This is a genomic window from Paenarthrobacter aromaticivorans (genome assembly GCF_019038615.1).
Lineage (GTDB): Bacteria > Actinomycetota > Actinomycetes > Actinomycetales > Micrococcaceae > Arthrobacter > Arthrobacter aromaticivorans.
In genome coordinates this window covers 212,522-234,810 of the sequence record NZ_JAHOPC010000007.1, presented here as the reverse complement: position 1 = coordinate 234,810, position 22,289 = coordinate 212,522, and the positions used below count along the sequence as shown (strand labels likewise).

The 22,289-nt window shown below is 63.4% G+C and carries 10 protein-coding genes; all 10 read left to right on the top strand.

Going from position 1 to position 22,289, the window contains the following annotated elements:
* The first annotated feature begins 218 nt into the window (after positions 1-218).
* From KSW38_RS13370 to KSW38_RS13325, 10 genes are read left to right on the top strand one after another with little or no spacing between them, the layout of a single operon-like run.
* Positions 219-6,308 (top strand): Ig-like domain-containing protein, encoded by a 6,090-nt coding sequence (locus KSW38_RS13370; protein WP_216925407.1) that lies wholly within the window; start codon positions 219-221, stop codon positions 6,306-6,308.
* 54 nt (positions 6,309-6,362) lie between these two features.
* Positions 6,363-7,334, top strand: coding sequence for an AAA family ATPase (locus KSW38_RS13365; RefSeq protein ID WP_216925406.1), 972 nt, complete (start codon positions 6,363-6,365; stop codon positions 7,332-7,334).
* A 4-nt stretch (positions 7,335-7,338) separates the two neighbouring features.
* Positions 7,339-8,658 carry a DUF58 domain-containing protein gene (locus KSW38_RS13360; RefSeq protein WP_428982385.1) on the top strand — a complete coding sequence of 440 codons (1,320 nt, stop codon included), beginning with the start codon at positions 7,339-7,341 and terminating at the stop codon, positions 8,656-8,658.
* Positions 8,655-11,141, top strand: a complete 2,487-nt coding sequence (locus KSW38_RS13355) for a transglutaminase TgpA family protein (protein ID WP_216925405.1) — start codon at positions 8,655-8,657, stop codon at positions 11,139-11,141. The genes KSW38_RS13360 and KSW38_RS13355 overlap by 4 nt, the downstream gene beginning before the upstream one ends.
* The gene (locus KSW38_RS13350; protein ID WP_216925404.1) at positions 11,134-12,654 is read left to right on the top strand and encodes an RDD family protein; all 1,521 of its coding nucleotides are present in this window, start codon (positions 11,134-11,136) and stop codon (positions 12,652-12,654) included. Before KSW38_RS13355 ends, KSW38_RS13350 begins: the two co-directional genes overlap by 8 nt.
* Complete coding sequence (locus tag KSW38_RS13345) at positions 12,651-13,553, top strand: PP2C family protein-serine/threonine phosphatase (RefSeq protein ID WP_216925403.1); 903 nt, start codon at positions 12,651-12,653, stop codon at positions 13,551-13,553. The genes KSW38_RS13350 and KSW38_RS13345 overlap by 4 nt, the downstream gene beginning before the upstream one ends.
* Positions 13,540-15,372, top strand: a complete 1,833-nt coding sequence (locus KSW38_RS13340) for a hypothetical protein (protein WP_216925402.1) — start codon at positions 13,540-13,542, stop codon at positions 15,370-15,372. The genes KSW38_RS13345 and KSW38_RS13340 overlap by 14 nt, the downstream gene beginning before the upstream one ends.
* Positions 15,369-17,078 carry a serine/threonine-protein kinase gene (locus KSW38_RS13335; RefSeq protein WP_216925401.1) on the top strand — a complete coding sequence of 570 codons (1,710 nt, stop codon included), beginning with the start codon at positions 15,369-15,371 and terminating at the stop codon, positions 17,076-17,078. The genes KSW38_RS13340 and KSW38_RS13335 overlap by 4 nt, the downstream gene beginning before the upstream one ends.
* Before the next feature lie 48 nt (positions 17,079-17,126).
* Complete coding sequence (locus KSW38_RS13330) at positions 17,127-17,831, top strand: hypothetical protein (protein WP_216925400.1); 705 nt, start codon at positions 17,127-17,129, stop codon at positions 17,829-17,831.
* Positions 17,828-22,288, top strand: a complete 4,461-nt coding sequence (locus KSW38_RS13325) for a type VII secretion EssC family protein (RefSeq protein WP_216925399.1) — start codon at positions 17,828-17,830, stop codon at positions 22,286-22,288. Before KSW38_RS13330 ends, KSW38_RS13325 begins: the two co-directional genes overlap by 4 nt.
* Position 22,289: the final 1 nt, after the last annotated feature.

Sequence of the window (22,289 nt, the reverse complement as noted above, 5' to 3'; positions counted from 1 at the left end):
CCCATCGCCGCGTCCCCGGGGAAGGCCATAGGCTGTCAAAGCCAATGGAGAGTCCAATCTCGGGTTCCCTTGGCTCCTCGTCCGGTGCGTGGGATAGTCTTAGGGACTGAAAATTCCGCCGCCGTATGGGGGTACTGCGGAATGCAAGGCTGCTGGCACATGCCGGTTGGCCTGGACGCCGCCTGGGGGCGGCTGTACAACAAGGGAATTTTGGGGCTGTGACATCTTTCTTCGGCAAGCTGGGGCTGAAAAAGCGTCGAAACAGGAAACTCGTATCTGCCACTGCTGTGACTGCGGCCGGCGCCTTGCTGGTAGCGGGCGCAGTCCTCTATCCGGGGTTCAAGACGGCCGAGGTCGATCTAAACGACGGCGGCGTGTGGGTTGTGAGCAAGACCAAGAACGCCGTGGGACGGTTGAATTATCCCTCCCGGGTTCTTGATGGAGCCGTGACACCGGCAACCACCACCTTCGATGTCCTGCAGCATGACGGCAATGTTTTTGTGGACGATGAGTCCGGCTCCACCATCAACCAGGTCTCTGCGGCGAACCTTAAGTTGGGTGGCGACAATCAACTGCCCTCGTCCTCGCAGGTCAGCTACGGTTCCAGCGTCCTCTCGGTCACGGACCCCGCCCGTGGAAAGGTGTGGGCACTTTCGCCGTCCACCGTGAACGGCTTCGATGAAGAATCCACCGAACCAGTCCTCACGGGCTCGCAGAACATGGTGTCAGCCGTCGGACAGGACAACCGCATTTACACGGCGGACCCGGGCAAGGGCGAAATCACCATCACCACCGTGGACGCCAATGGCGAACGGGCTGCCTCGGAAGTAACCAAGGTGGACGAGCTCAAGGGCGCCGGCGATCTGCAGATTGCGGTTGTGGGCGACAAGCCGGTAGTGCTGGATGCCGCATCCGGAAACCTCTTCCTCCCCGGTGGCCGCAAGCTCCAGCTACAGGACGCCCGGGAAGCCAAGCTCCAGCAGAGCAGCGAAGACAGCGGATATGTAGCCATCGCTACGCGCAAAGCCCTCCTGAAGCAGCCTTTGGACGGGTCCACGGCAGCCACGGTCAACGTGGACGGAGAGGGAGTTCCCGCCGCGCCCGTGCAGGTCAGCAAATGTGTCCACGCAGCGTGGGCCGGGGCCAATAAGTATGTCCGCGATTGCGATAACGACGCAGACGATAAGAAAAACGATGTCCCCAAGGCCAGCGCATCGCCCAGCTACGTCTTCCGCGTGAACCGGGACCTCGTAGTCCTCAACGACATCAACTCCGGCAGCGTCTGGCTGGTCAACCAGAACATGCAGCTCGTGAACAACTGGGACGATGTTGTCCCGCCAAAGAATCAATCCGATGACCAGGACCAGGAATCCGCGGACAACAACACCATCAACGTCCTACCGGACCGTACCAAGCCGAACCGCCCGCCGGAGACCAAACCCGATGAGTTCGGCGTACGTCCCGGCCGCACTTCCGTCCTGAGCGTCCTGGACAACGATTCAGATCCCGACGGCGATGTGCTCACCGCCTCGGTTGGCGCCAACGGCCCCAAATCGGGTGCGCTGGAGAACATTTACGGGGGCTCAGCTTTCCAGATCAAGGTCCCTCCCACCGCGAAGCCCGGCACGGAGGTCTTCGACTACAACGCCGCGGACGGCCGTGGCCTGTCCGCCGGTGGCAAGGTGACGCTGCACGTCGTGGCACCGGAAGAGAACAAGCCTCCACTGTTCAAGCGTGCCGAGCCCACTACGATGCTCGTGGAGCAGGGCAAATCCGTTAGCCAAAACATCCTTACCGACTGGATGGATCCCGACGGCGACGACCTCGTCCTGCTGGACGCCAAGGCTGACAATGACCAAGACCAGGTCAAGGTCCGCCGGGACGGGTTGCTCACGTACCAGGATTCCGGCGCAGCGCCGGGGAAAAAGAACGTCACCATCACCGTCTGGGACGGCCGCGCCACCACCACAGGCAAGGTGGTGGTGAACGTGCAGCCGCCGGGAGCCCTCGCACCGGTGGTCAACGCGGACCACGTCACAGCAGTGGTGGGCCAGGACCTGGTCATTTCCCCGTTGAAGAATGACGTCGACCCCAACGGCGGCGCCTTGCGCGTGGCCCATGTTGAGGCTGCCGGCCCGGCAGAGCTGGGCCCTGTCACCGACGGCGGAACCTTCACGTTCCGCAGCAATACCCCCGGCCCTGTGTATTTGAGCTACATCGCCAGCAACGGACCACAAAGCAGCCAGGGCCTGATCCGAGTGGACGTGGAGTCCGGCAAGGACGCCGGAGCCCCGGTTGCCGTCCACGACGTCGCCTTGCTGCCTGTGGGTGGAAGCGTGTTGGTTGATCCGTTGGCCAACGACTCCGATCCTTCCGGCGGAGTCCTCGTCCTCCAGTCGGTTACGGTGCCGGACGGCTCCTCGGCATCGGTCAGTGTGATCGACCACAGCGTCCTTCGCGTCACTGACGTCCTCGGGGCCAAGGAACCTTTTGTGTTCAGTTACACCATGTCCAACGGCCGCGCCTCGGCCACCGGAACGGTGGGCGTCGTCCCGGTGCCGGCCCCCGCCGTCGTCGAGGCTCCCCAGCCAAAACCCGACGAAGTGAACGTACGCGTCAACGACGTCGTCACCATTCCCGTCCTGGACAACGACACACATCCGCAGGGCGAAAAGCTCTCTGTTGATCCGGTGTTGGCCCAGCCCATTGCCGAAGGAGACGGCAAGGCGTTCGTTTCCGAAGACACGCTCCGCTTTATCGCAGGTCCTGTTCCCAAGACCGTGCGCGCCATCTACAACGCCGTGGATCCACAGGGGCAGAAAAGCGCCGCTGCAGTGACCATCCATATCCTCCCGTTGGAAGGCGCCCAGAATTCGCGGCCACAGCCCAAGAACCTGACAGCGCGGGTGGTGGCTGGCGGCAGCGTCCGCATTCCGGTTCCGTTGGATGGCATTGACCCCGACGGCGACTCGGTTCAGCTCACCGGCATTGACAGCACACCCAGCATGGGAACCGCGACGGCGGGTAGCAACTTCATCGATTTCGTCGGCGCAGGCGACGGTGCGGGTACCGATACGTTCCGGTACAAAGTGATTGACCGCCAAGGAGCAGTTAACACGGGAACTGTCACAGTCGGGGTGGCGCCGCGTGGTGAAGACAACCAGAAGCCGGCACCGGTGGATGACGAAGTCAAGGTCAGGCCAGGCCGGCAGATCGCGGTGGATGCTACTGCCAACGACACTGACCCGGATGGTGATCTGATCCGGATCGTGGCCGATGGCATCGAAGCTGACCCCGGCTTGGACGCCCATGTGAGCAAGACCAGTGGCCGCATCCTTATTACTGCGCCTGCTGCCGAAGGCACGGTGAACGTCCGCTATTCTGTCGCCGACGACCGCGACGCAGTGGGCCAGGCCAGCATCCGGGTGATCGTCAAGAACGATATCCCCCTGCAGGCGCCCATTGCCCGCGACGACCGCGTGACGTCGGCCCAGACTCTCGGGAAGACGGCCGTGGACGTGCCCGTCCTGAAGAACGACGAAGACCCCGATGGTGTGGGGGAGAACCTCAAGATCAGTACTGGGTTGGAGACGGCACGGCCCGGTTCTGAGGGCAACGTCATCGTTGACCTCACGGAGCAGCCGCAACTGGTGCCCTACACCGTGGAGGACGTGGACGGACAGAAGTCCACGGCCATCATCTGGGTGCCGGGCATCGGGCAGCAGGTTCCCACATTGGCAAAGGATGAGGTGGTGGAGCTGGTATCGGGCCAGTCCGTCACCGTAAATTTGGCCGACTGGGTCAAGGTCCGTGGTGGACGTTCCCCCCGCCTCACCCAGGCGGACCGCATCAAGCTCATCGGGGCTGACGGCAGCGATCCTATTGCCAACGGTGGCACTGCAATCAAGTACACCGCGGGTGCAGAATACGTGGGCCCGGGATCCATCAGCTTTGAAGTCACGGATGGAACAGGTCCTGATGACCCCAACGGCTTGAAGTCCACGCTCAGCATCCGTACCAAGGTGCTTCCGGACCCCAATAAGAACAATCCGCCCACGCTGCTTGGCAGCCAGGTTGAGGTTCCCAAGGGCGACTCGGCGAGCCTGGACCTGGAGAAGCTGACCTCGGATCCCGATGCCGACGACGTCCAGAACATGAGCTACGAGCTGGTGGGCGCGGCGCCAGGCGGTTTCCGGGTGAACATCGACGGCAAGACACTCAAGGTGTCCGCTGACGATTCGGTGCAGATCGGCCAGAGCGGCACAGTCCAGGTGAAAGCCAAGGACCGCCGCGGACTGGAAGCCCTCGCTACCTACAAGCTCTCCCTGTCGGCATCCAACCGGCCCAAACCTGTGGCCAATGATGATGTGGAACCCGATGCCCAATCGGGCAAACCGGTCACAGTGAATGCGCTGGCCAACGATTCGAACCCGTTCCCCGATACGCCGCTGAAGATCGTCTCGGCCGTGACTGAAACTGGACAGGGTACGGCGGATTCCAGTGGTGGAAACGTGACAGTGACGCCCGCAACGGGCTTCACCGGAACAATGGTTGTGGCATACACAGTGCAGGACAAGACCGGGGAGCTCTCGCGGTACGCCACGGCACGCATCCGGCTCACGGTGAAGGACAAGCCGGCTGCTCCCACGACCCCGCTTGCGCAGAGCGTTGGCGACCAGACTGCCTTGCTGACCTGGAATGCCCCTGCCGACCGTGGTTCGCCCATCACCAAATACACGGTGTACGGCGAAGGCGGCTTCAAACAGGACTGCCCAGCCAACACCTGCACGCTGACGGGCCTGACCAACAACGCGAAGTACCACTTCGCAGTGACGGCCACCAATGCCATCAATGAGTCCGATCGCTCGCCGGTGTCCGCGGAGGTTCGACCCGACGTCAAACCGGACACCCCCGTGGCACCGACGCTCAAGTTCGGGGACAAGCAGTTGTCCGTAGCCTGGGTCCCGCCAGCCAGTAAGGGCTCGCCCGTCAAGTCCTACGATCTTGAGATCTCCCCGGCTCCTGCGGGCCAGAATCCCCAGATCCAGAACCTCACCGGTGCAAGCTACGTCTGGAAAGGCCTGACGAACGGCGTTGCCTACAAGGTCCGTGTCCTGGCAAGAAACGATGCCAAAGAACCCTCGGAATGGAGTCCCTACTCCGCCGCGGAAACTCCGGCGGGGGTACCGGCAACACCGGCTGCTCCCTCCGTGTCCGGCGCAGGATCAGTGGGCAGCCAGAGCCAGCTGAAGGTCAGCTGGGTAGCACCGAACAACAATGGCGACCCCGTGTCTGCCTACACGCTGACCACCTACCGGGGTGGCGCCGTCGTGGGTTCCCAGTCTGTAGCCGCGACATCGCAGAATGTCACCGTGGCAAACGCTGAAGCTGACTACACCTTTACGGTTTCGGCTACCAACAAGGCCGGTGTCAGCGGAGTCAGCCAGCAGTCGGCTGCTATTCGTGCTGCGGGCAAACCCGGCACGGTAGGAAGCGGTTCGGTCACCGCAACCGGCACCAGTGGACAGCTCCGGGTGGCATTTACACCGCTGACCGCCGCGGAACGCAATGGCTCGCAGGACAACGAAATCACCTACCGCTGGCAGACTGCCTACGGTTCGGGTCCGATTGGCCGTGGCGGCGGAGACATCGGCGGTCAGCCAAACGGCACCAACGTGGTGGTCAACATCATTGCCACTTCAGTGAAGAACGGCATGTCCAGTGATGCCAAGGCAATCGGCACGGGGAACCCCTATGGGCCTCCGAACGCGCCGAACGTCAACGGTGGAAAGTCCGCCAAGGGCGATGGCCAGGTGCACTGGACGTGGAACAACCCATCCATGAACGGCCGGCCCCTGGATCACTACGAGGTCAGCCTGGACGGTGGCGGCTGGAACGGCGTGGGTAAGGCCACGAGCTTTGATGCCTCCGGTGGTGGATGGAACAACACACGCAACCTGAAGGTCAGGGCAGTGACTGTTGTGGCCGGACCGGCCGGCAGCGCCAACTCCACCAGCGGCGACGACCCCACCCCACCGCCGCCAGCGTCACAGATCCAGGTGGACGCCAGCAGTGTCCGCACCTGCCCGGGCAAGCCCGGTCTGCCGGACTCCTACACTCCGGGCAGCCCTGCCAGTTGCGGCGTCGGCTGGGTGGAGCGCTCCTGGGGCAAGATCACCATCAATTGCACCAAAGACATCTACGGCAACGGCACCCCTTGGTACCGGCTACAGGGCACTGCCAAGGACGGCTGGTTCGTCAAGTCCACCACGGTGGATCTCTACGGACCCCGGCCAGGCGGTTGCTGAATTGCCCACCACACATCATCCCAACCCGTCATACCCAGATAAGGACTGAACCCAATGACCATGACAAACGAGCAGGCCGCGTGGTTTGCAGAAACGTTCGAGAAGCTCGTTGCCAACGTGGGCCAGGCCGTTCTGGGCAAGGACCACGTGATCCGGCTCACCTTCACGGCGATGCTGGCTGAAGGCCACGTCCTGTTTGAAGATGCGCCGGGTACTGGCAAGACCTCCCTTGCCCGTGCCTTGGCCGCGACAGTCCAGGGTTCCCACAACCGCATCCAGTTCACTCCGGACCTCCTGCCTTCGGACGTCACGGGTGTGACTATCTATGACCAAAAGACCCAGAAGTTCGAGTTCCACAAGGGCCCGGTCTTCAACAACATTGTCCTGGCCGATGAGATCAACCGTGCCTCGCCGAAGACCCAGTCGGCGTTGCTGGAGGTCATGGAAGAATCCCGCGTCACCGTGGATGGCACCACGTACGAGGCAGGCCGTCCGTTCATGGTCCTGGCTACGCAGAACCCGATTGAACAGGCCGGTACCTACCGCCTGCCCGAGGCGCAGCTGGACCGATTCCTGATCAAAACGTCCATCGGCTACCCGGACCACGCCTCCACTGTAAGGCTCCTGGGAGGGGCCAACTTGAAGGACCGTTCCAAGGACCTCACTGCCATCATCACCACCCAGGCCGTGGCTGACATGGCGGACCTCGCCGCCACCACCCACGTGGACACTGCAGTGCTGGAATACATTTCACGGCTCTGCGAAGAGACGCGCAACGCTTCCGAGACCCGCCTTGGCGTCTCGGTCCGTGGTGCCTTGGCCATGGTTCGCGCCGCGAAAGTTTGGGCAGCCGGACAGGGACGCAACTTTGTCCTTCCGGATGACATCAAGGAACTTGCCCCCGTGGTCTGGACGCACCGTTTGGTGATGGATCCCGAGGCCGAATTCTCCGGCGCGACGCCGGAGGTCGTGCTCACGCGTGTCCTGGCCGACGTCGCCGCCCCGCAGCAACGCGCGAGCGCATAGGGCTGTGCGAACGCTTAACAAAGTAGTCGGTGCCTGGCAGCGCAAACCCGGCATCCAGAAACCCGGCAAACTCCATCCCTCGGCCGTATGGGCTGAAGCTGTGGGAACGGCGGGCGAGTTTGTCGCGCCGGCATGGGCCAAGGTGCGGGAGCTGTGGCTTCGCTTCGCCTGGCCTGTCCTTTCCGTGGTGAGCGTGCTCGGCTGGGTGGTCCTTGCTGCGGCTATTGGGCTGTGGATCGCCGGGCAGGCCTGGGGGTGGCAAGAGGCGAAGTCTGCCGCGATGGTTGCTTTCCTGCTCTTTGTGTTGGCCGTGGGCTTCATCGTGGGCCGCTCGGCTTACGGCGTTGTCCTGGATCTGGCCCGAACCCGCGTGGCAGTGGGGGACGACGCCGTGGGTAGCATCGCCGTGTCCAACGTTTCGGTCAGGCCGTTGTTGCCCGCGGCGTTGGAGTTGCCGGTGGGCGCCGCGACCGCTATCTTCCACTTGCCCCGCATGAAGCCGGCCCAGGTACATGAGGACCTTTTCACCATTCCGACGGCGCGGCGCGCTGTGATTGTTGTCGGTCCCGTACGATCCGTGCGTGCTGACCCGCTCCATCTACTGCGGCGGCGCGTGCTCTGGACTGAGCCGGTGGACCTTTTCGTCCACCCACGCACGGTACCGTTGGGAGGCTCGGCTGCCGGCTTCATCCGAGACCTTGAAGGCATGCCCACCACGGAACTTTCCAGTGCCGATGTGTCCTTTCACGCACTGCGCGACTACGTTCCCGGGGACGATCGCCGTCACATTCACTGGAAGACCACGGCCCGCACCAACAAACTTATGGTCCGGCAGTTCGAGGAAACGCGCCGAGCGCACCTGGCTATTTCGCTCTCCATCAACACCGACGAGTACGATTCCGAACCCGAATTCGAAATGGCCATTTCCGTTGCCGCCTCCATCGGCCGACAAGCCATCCGGGAGCAGCGTGAGCTGGACGTCCTGACGCAAAAGGGACCGCTCCGCTGTGAAACTGGCCGCAACCTGCTGGACGACATGACCAGGATTGTGGGGGCACCCCTACGGAAGACCGCCGTCGACCTCGCCCGGAACCTCTCGGACACCGTTCCCAACGCATCCGTGGTGTTTTTCGTGGCGGGGAGCCATGTTACGGCCACGCAGCTTCGCACCGCGGCGGCGTCCGTTCCGCCGGGTGTCCGCAGCCTGGCCGTCCGCGTCCAACCCGGAGCGGCGCCGTCGCGGGCCAACATTGCAGACCTGACGGTCCTCACCGTTGGCGACCTCGATGACTTGGCAATCGTGCTGAGAAAGGCGGCAGCATGAGCACCGCACCAAATCTTCGCGCACGCCGCAGGGACACCAGCGGCGCCAGGCGCGCCAGCGCTGGCTCGGTCTTCGCCGATGGCCGGCCCCTTTGGCATTTTGCCGTGGACTGCGGCGCCTTGGTGGTCCTGCTGTTCCTGGGCGTGCTTGGCTTCAGCCTGAGCTTCGGTGGCGATCCGCATTACATCATCGCGGGCCTGGGCGGCATTTTCCTGGGACTCGGCATCGCGATCCTGAACGCGCACCTTCGCTTGGGACTGCTGATCACCACCGCACTGGGTTTCGGCGCGTACATGCTGTTCGGTTCGGCACTGGCAGTGCCCGACTCAGCCGTCCTCGGGTTCCTGCCGAGCCTGGACTCGCTGCGGATCTTGCTGCTGGGGATCGTCTTTGCGTGGAAGGACATGCTCACGGTGGGCGTGCCCGTGGGCACGGCCAACGGCATGCTCATTGTGCCGTTCCTCAGCTCGCTGATCACAGCACTGGCTGCGGGCTTGTTGACCTGGCGCCTGAAGAGCCCGTATTGGCCGCTGTTGCCGGTGCTGGTCCTTTTCGTCACCGGCATCGCCTTCAGTACCAGCGCGGGCTTCCTAAATGTGGAGCGCGGCGTGTCCTTGACCATTGTCTCGATTGTCTGGGCGACGTTCCGCCGTGACGCATTCCGGCAGAGCAGCACCAAGACCGTTTCGGCCAACAGGGCTGAGTCCGACGCCGGTGCGGCCCGCCGCGGGAAGCTTCGCCGCCTGGGGACTGCTGCTGCCGTGGTGGTCGCCGCCGTCGGGATCACCGCAGTCGCTTCGCCTTTGGTGACCGCCAGCGACGACCGGAAGGTACTGCGCAACACGATCGTTCCGCCGTTCGACCCCCGCGACTACATCACGCCGCTTGCGAGCTTCCGGAATTTCGTGAAGGACGAGAAAGACCACACGCTGTTCACTGTGAAGGGCCTACCCAAGGACGCGCGCGTGCGACTCGCGGCGCTGGATGCCTTTAACGGCCTGAACTACACCATGGATCCCAACAGTTCCGGCAACTTCAGCAAGGTGGGTGATGCCCGTTCGCTGAACACGCTGGCCGATACGGGAAGCCCCGTAGCCGGAACCAATTACACGCTGGAAATCAACATCGAGGACTACCAGGGATACTTTGTCCCAGGAGGCCGCCACACCACAGGTATGAGCTTCCTGGAGAGCTCCGGGGCGGCGTCGGGACTGTACTTCAACGCCGGCACCGATACCGCAGTGACCACCAAGGGCCTGGCAAAGGGCGACAACTACACGGTCCAGGTTTCTGATCCGGGAACTCTTGAACATGGCCAGCTGACGCAGTACGACTTCGCCAAGCTCACGTTGCCCGAAGCCCAGGAAGTACCGCCGATCGTCGCCTCGCAGGCGAACGAGCTCTCGGCTGACGCTCCCACGGCAATCGACCGTGTTCGGCAGATCGAAGCCCACTTCCAGAAGAGCGGGGCGTTCAGTAACGGCCTCGTGGTTGATGGCCAGTTGCCGAGTTTGCCTGGTCACAGTGCAGCACGCGTTCGCAGCCTGCTCTCCGCCAAGCAAATGCTGGGCGACGACGAACAATACGCTGTGGCTATGTCGCTCATGCTGCGTCACCTCGGCATCCCTTCGCGCGTCGTCATGGGGTTCTATCCCGATCCCAAGAGCCCGGAAAACGGTGCAGGGGACGTCAAGATCACGGGCAAGGACGTGCACGCCTGGGTGGAAGTGGCCTTCGACCGCGTCGGCTGGGTGTCGTTCGATCCCACCCCGCCCAAGGACAACGTACCCATCCCGCCGGACCCCGAGAACAAGTCCAAGCCCAAGCCGCAGGTGCTGCAGCCGCCGCCCCCGCCGCAGGAGCCCGCGGACCTCCCGCCGGACTCCACCCCGGATGCCTTGGATGCTGACGAGAAGAAAAACAACCCGTGGCTGTTCTGGGGGCCGCTGCTGGCCGCGATCGGCGTGGCAATGATTCCGCTCGGAATTCTCGCCGTGCCGCTCCTGCTGATCCTTCTGCTCAAATCACGACGCCGGAAGGCACGTTTTCGTGATGGCCACCCCGCCCAGCGGGTGGGCGGTGGGTGGAACGAAGTGTTGAGCCTTGCCACCGACATGGGCGCCTCGATAGACAACAAGTCCACGCGGCGGGAATCGGCCACCGTCATCGCGGAGGCATTCCCGGTGACCGGAACTACCACCACGATGCTGGCGCACAGGGCTGACGCCGCAGTCTTCGGAGCGGGTCAACCCAGCGAGGAAGAAGTCAAGGAGTACTGGGAAATCGTGGATTCCTCGCTTGAGGACATCACCGGAAGCGTTGGTTTCTGGAAGCGGCAGCAGGCCAGGTTCTCGCCTAGATCGTTGCTTTCCGATGGCAGGGCCGCGCTGCGCCGACGGGAACAGACACCCCCGGACCCCACGAAGGGTGGCAAGTTCACCGCCGGCAACCTGTTCAAGAAGAAGGGCAGCATTGATGAGTAGTGAAGCTGAGCTGTGCCCGGCCTGCAAACACCCGGTGCGTCCCGGCGCAGTTTTTTGTACTCATTGTGGATCGCCGCTGACCAATCGTGGAGCCCGGAAGGAACGCAACGTCAACCGTGCCCAGGCTGCCGCCCTCGACTTCGCAACCCGGCAAGGCCTGCCCGATGCCGGTAGTATCTCGGTAGTGCCGGCGTCAACAGCACCGATGCAGCCGGGACGTGAAGCAGCTGCAAACGTACATCCGGGGCCAGGGGGAGGGACCACAATGACTACACAGCTCGACCTGGTACCGGCATCCGCGGGAAAACGCCTCGGTGCGGCAGTGCTGGACTGGTTGGGACCTGTGGCCGTCCTGGCGACCACCTTCGCACTTGGCATCGCGGGCATCACCCAAACCCGGCGGAACGGCTTTATCGTCTACGACACCGCTCTGCTGGTCCTGTTGGGGAGCATCGGCCTCGGTGTCACGGTCGTGTACGTGTTTGTACTTCTTGGAATCGAAGCCCGGTCTGGAAACACCATTGGTAATCAACTGATGGGCATCAGAAGTGCCGATGCCGACGGCTACGCTCCGGGCGGGGGTGTGGTCTTTGTCCGTGGCATTCTCACGGGCGGGCTCCTCCTGCTGGGGGCAATCCTCGGCGCCGTGCTGTTGGGGCTTGGGTTGCTTGGATTGGTCCTGTGGATCGCCCTCCCGCTCATGGTCCTAGGTGTGGTTTGGGCCGTCCTGGTGGTTGTTTCCAATGCCTGGGACAAGAACGGCAAGCTGCGTGGCTGGCATGACAAAGCTGCGAAGTCCTTGGTGTTCGATGTCCACGCAGGCCGCAACCCGGTTGCTACTGGAGGGATCCAGGGGCCTTACAGTTTCGCGCCCGTCGAGCTACCGCCCGTGCAGCCAGTGGTGTCACCCATGCCGTCAATGTCCAGGGCATCAGCAACGTCCGGCGCACCAGCAACGGCAAACCCTGTTCCAGCACCCACCCCAGCCCCAATGCCAACAGCGCAACCTTCCCACAATCCCAACCAGTGGCGTCCTCCTGCTGCCCCGCGTCCTGGGACTCACTCGCAGCAGGCTCCGGCAGGGACGGCGCAGGCGGTTCAGCAGCCAGCTCCTGTTGCCCCTGCGCACCCGGACGATGACGTGGAGAGGACGCAGATGCGGCCCGGAACTGCCCGGGCGGAGGCCGTGCTGCGGATCCGTGTTGACGACGGCCAGAATGTGGAACTCGGTGGAACCGTTCTGGTTGGCCGCAATCCGGCACCCCAGCCTGGGGAAGCTGCCGAGCAGTTGCTGGCCGTTTCGGATCCAGGAAGGTCCATCTCCAAGACCCACTTGCATCTCCGGGTTGATGGCGATGGTGTGTGGGTTACAGACCGCAACTCAACCAATGGCAGTGCCGTCACTACGCCCGATGGCCTCCAGACCCGGCTTCATCCGGGGGAAGCAGTTTTCGTCAGACCAGGTTCCACCGTTCACTTCGGGGACCGTTCCTTCCACCTAGGACAAGCATGAACTCACAGCCGGCCAGTCCCGCCGATGCGGATGCCAACGCCGCTGGATCCTCCTTTCAACTCAGCTATGGATACGGGACGGACCGCGGACTGCGCCGCGAACTGAACGAGGACTCCTTCATTGCATCGGATCCCGTCTTCGCGGTGGCCGATGGCATGGGGGGCCATGAGGCAGGCGAGATCGCCAGTGGCGTGTGTGTGCGCACCCTGGGCAGTTCCCCTGTCCTGGCGGCAGGGGTCCGTTCGGCTTCGGCAGCGGACCTGCAGGAGTGCCTCTTGAAGGCCGATGCCAGCATCCGCGAAGCCACAGGAGCGCGCGCGGGGACTACGCTCTCCGGCGTCGTGGTGGTGGAACAGATGGGCGTTCCCTATTGGCTGGTCATGAACATTGGGGATTCCCGGACGTATCGCCTCAGCCAGGGTCATTTCGCCCAGATCAGCGTGGACCATTCAGAAGTCCAGGAACTGGTGGACTCCGGTGACATCACGGCCGAGCAAGCGGCCGTTCATCCGCGCCGGCATGTGGTCACCCGCGCTTTGGGCACTGGCGACGAAACCGAGGCGGACTTCTGGTTGCTGCCCATTCAGGAGGGGGACCGGATCATGGTCTGCTCCGATGGTCTGAACGGCGAACTGGGGGATGACCATCTGTTCCGCATCCTCAGCACCGTGGCCCACCCGCAGGACGCAGTAGATGCTTTGATCCAGGCTGCCCTGCGCAGCGGCGGACGGGACAACGTCACGGTGATCGTGGTTGACGCCAAGAACGTCCTTAACGACGCCGGCATCGCCACCACCGCGCCGCGCCCGGAGAGCGAATCAGAGGTGGAGGAGGACACCCTCCCCAGGGCCTGGGTGACAGGAACTGACCAGGAGGAGGGCGTAGATGGCAAGCACTAACAACCCACCCCACGCCCGATACCAGCGTGGTGACTGGTTCGGCGTCGTGCGTCAGGGCACTGTGGTGCTGTTGGGCCCCGACACGTCGCCTGCCCTGATCGATTCGGTGTGGGAACTTCTAGCGTCCGCGCCTGAAGCCCATGAGGTCCTCCACGAAGTGACCGAGGCTTTCGGGGTTTCCCTCAGCCGCATCCCACCCTTTGGAATCATCGACTCCAAGGACGCGCTGCGCGTGTTTCTTCGCGGCGACCTTGAACTCGTTGTGAAAATGTCCGCCGGGGACGAGGTGCTCTCTGGACGGGACGTGACTACCTGGACGGAGCGCCGGCTCACCGGCGCTGATTCATACAGCTTGCGGATAGGCTCGGGAACGCGTTCCCCTTCCGTCCCGGCAAACCTTGGTATCCCGGCAAAAGCTGGTAAAACCTCGACGCCGGGCGGCAGCTTGCCGCTGGGGGAGGGCGTGGTTCTCCTTGCCTCCCTCGAGGTGGTGCTCCAACCCGGCGCTGTGAATGTTCCGGCGCCGGCTGTGGTGTCCGATGAAACCATGATTGGCTACGCCGACGCAGACCTGGGTCTCACCATCGCGCCCGGACATTCCGAAGGTCATGCCGAGAGCACTGAACAGCCCGAACAGCCCGAGAGCACTGAACACCCCGAGAGCACTGAACAGCCCGAAAGCGCTGAAGAATCCTCGGGCGTTCCCGTCCACACCAGCACCACGGATCCCATAATTCCTTCGCTGGAGACCACCACCAACTATGACCACCTTTGGGACAAGACGGTGGTGCGCAACATCGAAGACGCAGCTGTGCGCGTGGACGACGAATCTGACGATCACGATGCTCCGGCGGCCCATGCCCCTGCGGCACAAACTCCGGCATCAGAAACATCGGGCTCGGAAACACCCACGTCAGAAGCACCAATGTCAGCTTCGGCACCAAGTCCCGCGCCTGGGTCGGCCGAAGCGGGAAGTGACAAGGCAGCGGACGGTGGATCCGGCGTCGGGCATGTGCCTGCACTGATCGAGTCCGTTCCCTGGCTGCGCAGCCCCGGCGAAGTACCCGCCCCTGAGGGCCGGGCCGAATCGATTGCTCCGCCACAAGCCCCTTCCACTTCAGCGAATGGCAACCGGCCTGCGCCTCAGGTTCCGGCGGGATGGGAGTCTGCCCCGGCGGGTTTGGCGTCGATGCCAGCGCTTCGGCCCACCATGCCCATGAATAGTCCGCGCTTGGATAGCGTCCCCGCGGCGGAGGATGCTGACCATGACGGCCAGACGATCATGAAGAGCAGCATCGCCGGCCAGGACGCACAAGGTGCCGAGCCCAAGGTTGCACCGAAGGATGCCCCGACCGGCAACGGTCCCAGCGTTTTAGCGCGGGTGTGCTCCCAAGGTCATGCCAACCCGCCCACGTACTCTCAATGTGCCACGTGTGGTTTCGCGCTATCCGGTGATTCGCTTCAGGTCCCGCGACCCCGCTTGGGCAGGATGCGGTTATCCACTGGTGAGCTGATCGATTTGGACCAGTCACTCATCATTGGAAGGCAGCCGTCAGTGTCCCGCGTGCAGGGCGGCACCATGCCACGACTGGTCCAGGTGGAGAGCCCCGGAGGGGACATTTCCCGCTCACACGTCGAGGTTCGGTTGGAGGGTTGGCACGTCATGCTGTGCGACCTCAAAGCGACGAACGGAACAGTGCTCATTCGAGAAGGCCAAGCACCCCGCCGACTCGCCCAAAACGAGATGGCCATCCTTTTGGACGGCGACATCGCTGAATTGGGCGACGACATTTCATTGCGTTTCGAGGAGATTCTTTGAGTTCCAAGAGGCCCCCCGCGCCGCCTCCACCGATTCCCGGCTTCAAGTACGTAAGCCTGCTGGGCTCAGGTGGCTTCTCTGACGTGTACCTGTACGAGCAGGACAGGCCGCGCCGTAAAGTGGCCGTCAAGGTGCTGCTGTCCGACTTGAAGACCGAGGGTGCACGCCGCCGTTTCGAGTCCGAAGCGAACCTGATGGCGCAGTTGTCCTCGCACCCGTACATCGTGACGATTTTCGAGGCGGAAATCACGGAGAGCGGCCATTCCTACCTGGCCATGGAGTACTGCTCCCGGCCCAGCCTCGATGTGCGCTACCGCCGCCAGCGCTTCAGCGTGGATGAGGTCCTGGCCGTCGGCATCCAGGTGGCATCCGCCGTCGAGACCGCGCACAGGGCTGGCATCGTGCATCGGGATATTAAGCCCGCAAACATCCTGGTCACCGACTACAACCGTCCCGCCCTCACCGACTTCGGCATTTCCGGGACCATTGGGGCCGATACCGAGGACGACGCCGGAATGTCCATCCCGTGGTCACCGCCGGAGCAATTCCGGGGCGGGGCAGTTGACGGCGTTCCAGTGGACATTTGGGCCCTCGGTGCCACCCTGTACACGCTCCTTGCGGGTCGTTCACCGTTTGTCCTTCCTGGCCAGGACAACTCGCAGCGGGAACTGATCTCCCGCATCACCAATTCGCCGCTGCCCAGGCTCGGCCGTGCCGACGTTCCGGAGTCCTTGGAACTCGTCTTGGCTACGTCCATGGCGAAGTCCCCGGAATCCCGCTATTCCTCGGCCCACGCTTTTGCCTTGGCGTTGCAGCGGATCCAGACAGAGCTGAACTTGTCCGTGACGCCCTTTGAGGTGCTCGAAGAACAAGCGCACGGCGACGAGCACCCGGACGACACCTACGAAGAAACCAGGGTCAGGAGCATCGCGTCCATTGATCCGGACGCGCCCGGGACGGCTACAACCGGCTCGGCTCCCACGTTCCCGGCACGGACCTTCCCTTCCACTGTTCCAGGAAGCGCCACTGTTCCCGGAAGCAGCGCACACCCGCAGCCGTCACCTCCCCGGTCGCAGCCACCGCAGGTTCCTTCGGCACACACCTATCCGCCGTTCCACGCTCCTCAGCCTGGCACGCCTGAACCCGACCCCGCCGAGTCCACGGTCCTTCGCGGCTGGCAGCCTTCGGGCCGGCAACATGAAGTAGACGCGACGGTGGCCCGCTACGCTGTGCAGGCCCCCACCGACAGCCCGGAGGAAGCCGCAGTTGCCGACCACGGCAAACGCAACCTCTGGCTGGCGGCGACGGGCGCCGCAGTCTTGGTTGTCGCGATTGTTGTGGGTGTGGTGCTGGGTGCCCAGGCGCAGCCGAAGGTTGTCCCCACGGAGAGCGGGAGCAAATCCCCCGTGGATGCCTTGGGAGATGGCGGGGTTCCGGATGTGGAGGGGCTGATCGGCACCCGGGACCCCAAAAATCCGGACTTCGCTGATTTCAAGTGGAAGAACCCGCAGCCCAAGGACGGTGATACCTACAAGTGGCGTTACAGGACTGTCGTCCTCACCGAAAGTGACTACAGCACCTCCGAAAAGGAGCCTCGCGCACGGGCTTATGGCACGGAATCGCCACTCTGCATCCAGGTGATCATTGTCCGCGCTGATGGCAGTGCCTCGTCCGGGGGCGAGGGTTCCATCGCCTGCGTGGACTAGAAGCGGCCGCATGACACACACTTACAGCCGACTGAGGAGGCACAGATCATGGGGGATCTAGCAATAGATTTCTGTGGCGAATGGTACGAACCATCCGACGAAGACGTCTTTGACATCGGTCGGGAAGGCGACCTGGAGGTCGACGACAACCCGTACCTGCACCGGCGCTTTTTGCAGATTGCACGTTATGACGGCATGTGGTGGCTGAGCAACGTAGGCAGCATGCTCTCTGCAACCGTCGCGGACGGATCGGGCGGCATGCAGGCTTGGCTGGCTCCCGGCGCCCGGATTCCGCTCGTTTTCAGCCACACCAATGTCATCTTCACCGCTGGGCCCACCACTTATGAGTTCGCCGTGCATTTGAAGACGCCCTCGTTCCGGCATGAAGCCAGGGACGAGGACCAAGCGGGGGACACCACCATAGGCCCTGTCGTCTTTACCGACTCGCAGAAAGCACTGATCGTCGCCCTCGCTGAGCCCATGCTGCGCCGGGATGGCACCGGGTTCAGCGCGATTCCGTCCTCGGCGCAGGCAGCCAAGAGGCTTGGTTGGGCCCTGACCCGCTTCAATCGCAAGCTGGATAACGTCTGCGACAAGTTGGACCGCGTGGGCGTCGTGGGCCTGCGTGGTGGCGCCGGCAAACTCGCCACCAACCGCCGCGCCCGCTTGGTGGAGCACGCCGTGACCTCACACCTGGTGACTGCCGCGGACCTGTACCTTCTGGAAACCATGACTGGAGCAGACGAAGCATGAAGTTCCGCTTGACCTTGCGGCGAGACCCCGCGGAAGCAAAGGACCTCGCCGTTACCGTGGATGGTCGCGCAACGGTGGCGGACATCGCCACCGAACTGTGGGCTGCCGACCCCGCGCGCAAGGGCACTGAACCGCCGTCGAACCTGTCCATCAGCGTGGACGAAGCGTTCGTTGGCGGCGGGCTGTCCGGCCATGTCCTCAGGCCCTCGGACAACCTGCTCGAGTCCGGCCTGCGGCCCGGTTCCAAGGTTTCGCTTGCGCAGGTGAGCGAGCAGTTTGCGTCGAACGGCAACGGGGGTACCAACGGCCAAAACCGTGGACCTGCCGCGGCGACCCTGCGCGTTATGTCAGGGCCCGACGTCGGACGCGAATTTTCGCTGCCATTCGGTACCAGCTACATTGGCCGGGACAGGGACGCCGACATCCGCCTCTCGGATCCGCTGACGTCCAAGCGCCACGCACGCATCACCGTTGGCGAGACTGTGGAGATCGTGGACACGAACTCGGCCAACGGACTCCTCATGGAAGGTTTGCCGGTCACCCGGGCAACGCTTGAATCCTCGGATACGGTGACCCTGGGCGATACCACCGTTGGGGTTGTTTCACTGTCGCGGAACCATGGAGGCGGCCCATCATCGCCGCTGGTCGATTTCAACCGCTCGCCGCGTGTGCTGCCGAGGTTTGAGTCTCCCAAACGTGTGCCGCCGGCTGGGCCCAAACGCCCTGAACACCAACCATTCCCGTACATCATGTTGATCGCGCCGCTGCTGATGGGTGGCGTCCTCTTCGCATTCACCCAGAACCTGCTCTCGGTGCTTTTCATGGCAATGATGCCGCTGTTCATCGTTGGCCACTATGTGGATCACAAGATGCAGAGCAAGCGCCAGGCGAAGGAAGGCCATAAGCAATTCCAGGCTTCCATGCTTGCGTTCCGGGAGGACATTGACCGGCAACAGAACATTGAACGGGCCGTGCGCCTTCAGGAAGCGCCGTCGGTGAGCGATACCGTGGATGCGATCTACAAACTCGGCCCGCTCCTGTGGACCAACCGTCCTGAGCATCAGCATTTCCTTGGTGTCCGGTTCGGACTCGGATCTTCGCCCTCTCGGATTCAGTTCGAAGAACCCGGGGCCAACGAAACCGAACCCCGGTACATGAGGGAAATCCAGGAATGCCTGCAGCAGGTCCGCGTCATTGATGGCGTGCCGATCGTGTCCCAGCTGCGTACTTCGGGTTCGTTCGGCGTGGCAGGGGACCGCAACGTGGTGGACGATGTCGCCCGGGGCATGGTGCTTCAGCTGGTGGGACTCCACTCGCCCGCGGAGGTGGTGTTGACTGCACTGACCTCGGCCCGCTCGCGTGAGCGCTGGGACTGGCTGCAGTGGCTCCCGCACGTTGGTTCCGGCCACAGCCCGCTCTCCGGGGACCATCTGGCCGCCGGCCCTGCTGCCGGCACCTCGCTGCTCTCCCGCCTGGAAGACCTTGTGGAGCAGCGCGAGGCCCAGGCCAAAGAGCCCGGGGCGCAGCCACGCCCCGCGCTCAAGGACGAGCACGAAGAGATTCCCGGCCCCGTGGTACCTGCTGTCCTGGTGGTCGTTGAGGACGATGCACCGGTGGACCGGGGACGGCTGACGCGGCTGGTGGAACGCGGCCCGGACTTCGGGGTGCACGTCATGTGGGTGGCAGCGAATGTGCAGTCCCTGCCTGCTGCTTGCCGGGACTTCCTCTCCGTCGACGGCGATCACGGCACCACTACCGGCCAGGTACGGCTTGGCCGCCACACCTACCCTGTAAGCTGCGAAAGCCTCGACGCCGGTCTCGCCACACAGCTGGCGCGCATGATGTCGCCGTTGGTGGATGTCGGAAATCCGCTCGAGGACGATTCGGACCTCCCGCGTGCCGTTTCCTACGCCACCTTGATCGGCAAGGAACTGATGGACAACCCGCAGGCCGTTGCCGAACGCTGGCAGGAGAACAATTCAGTCCATGCCACGGCAGTGCCCAACCGCAAGGACAACGGAAGCCTGCGTGCCTTGGTTGGCTCCAAAGGCGTTGAACCGTTCTACCTGGACCTCAAGAACGAAGGACCCCACGCCCTCGTAGGCGGAACCACTGGCGCAGGTAAATCGGAGTTCCTTCAGTCCTGGGTGATGGGAATGGCAGCAGCCTACAGCCCGGACCGCGTCAGCTTCCTGTTCGTGGACTACAAAGGTGGTGCTGCCTTTGCCGACTGCCTCCACCTGCCACACACCGTGGGGCTCGTCACCGACTTGTCTCCGCACCTGGTCCGCAGGGCCCTGACCTCGTTGCGGGCCGAACTTCACTATCGTGAACGCCTGCTGAACCGTAAAAAGGCCAAGGACCTGCTGGCGCTGCAGCGGGAAGCAGACCCCGAGGCACCGCCGTACCTCATCATCATCGTGGACGAATTCGCGGCGCTGGCCACTGAGGTTCCTGAGTTCGTTGACGGCGTGGTGGACGTTGCTGCCCGTGGACGATCCCTGGGGTTGCACCTGATCCTCGCCACCCAGCGCCCTGCGGGCGTCATCAAGGACAATCTGCGGGCAAACACGAACCTTCGCGTTGCATTGCGCATGGCAGATGAAGTGGATGCGGTGGACATTCTTGGCGTCCCCACGGCAGCCTACTTCGATCCTTCCATTCCAGGCCGCGGTGCGGCGAAAACCGGCCCCGGCCGCATCCAGGGGTTCCAGACCGGATATGCGGGTGGCTGGACCACCGAGAAGCCGCAGCGCCCCCGGATCGACATCGTTGAGATGGCCTTCGGATCCGGTCCCTCGTGGGAGCCACCGCCTGCCACAACTGTGGAGGAAGAACCCGCTGGCCCCAACGACATCGCCAGAATGACCGGCAACATCATCCGCGCCGCGGACTTCCTGGCGATTGCACCTCCACGCAAGCCGTGGCTGAACGAACTCGCCATGACCTACGACTTCTCCAAATTGCCAAACCCACGCACGGACGAGCGACTCCTGCTGGGCGTGGCCGATGACCCCGCACACCAGGACCAGCCCACCGTGTTCTATGAACCGGACAAGGACGGCAACATGGCCGTCTACGGTACGGGTGGTTCGGGCAAGTCAGCGGCGCTGCGCGGAATCGCCATCGCCGCCGCCGTCACCCCTCGTGGTGGGCCCGTCCACGTGTATGGCATTGACTGTGGTTCTTCAGGTTTGAAGATGCTGGAAGGACTTCCGCACGTGGGGGAGGTCATCAACGGTGACGACGTCGAGCGGGTTGGCCGCCTTCTGCGCTGGCTCAAGGAGGTTGCCGATGACCGTGCCGCGCGCTTCGCCGAGGTCCGGGCCTCCACCATTGTTGAATACCGTGAACTCGCAAACCGTCCGGACGAAAAACGTATCTTCATCCTGGTGGACGGTATGTCCGCGTTCCGTGAAGGCTATGAGTACAGCAACCTGTCCGCACTCTGGGACATCTTCCTCCAACTGGCAACCGATGGACGTCCCCTGGGTATCCACCTGGTAGTGAGCGGTGACCGAACCAACTCTGTACCGGCGTCGCTCCTTGCCTCGATCCAAAAACGATTGGTCCTGCGTCTTAGCTCCGAAGACGACTACATGACGCTCGATGTGCCCAAGGACGTCCTCAACGCAGCCTCGCCTCCCGGCCGCGGCTTGCTCGATGGGCTGGAAGTCCAACTGGCCGTGCTGGGTGGCAACTCGAACCTGGCGCTGCAAGCCCGCGAAGTGTCCAAGCTCAGCCAGGCCATGGTGCGTCAGGGCCTGGAGCAGGCTCCACAGATACAACGGCTTCCGGAACTCGTGGATTTGGATATCCTGCCCACCGGCGCCCCGGACAATCCTGTTATTGGCGTGGACGACGAGACCCTGGGTTCGGCCACCATCGCTGCCAAGGGTTCGCTCTTGCTCGCGGGGCCGCCGGGTGCCGGCCGCACAGTTGCCTTGGTCACGTTGGCGTACGCCCTGCGGCGGTCCAACCCGCGGACAGACCTTATCTACATCGGGTCCCGTCGCTCCGCGGTTGCCTCCCTGAACATCTGGAGCAGGTCCCTGGTGGGGCCGGACGAGGTCTCGGACGTGGTGGATGATCTCATCGACAAAGCCACGGACAACCCGGGCAGCATGGCCATCTTCATCGAGGGCCTGACGGAGTTCACGGACACGTTGGCGGAATCGGGCGTGGGACGGTTGGTCACGGCTGCCATCAAGGCCGATCAATGGGTGGTCGGTGAGTCCGAAACGTCCACATGGTCCCAGGCGTGGTCCCTGGCCCAACCCTTCAAGTCGGGCAGGCGTGGACTGTTGCTTAACCCTGGAGATGTGGAAGGGGATACCCTCTTGAACACATCGCTGGGCAGGATCAGCAAGGACTTCATCCCGGGCCGCGGGTACATCGTGGGACGTGGAAAGGTCCGCAAGCTGCAGATCGCCATGCCGCCGGAGAACCGCAGCTAGG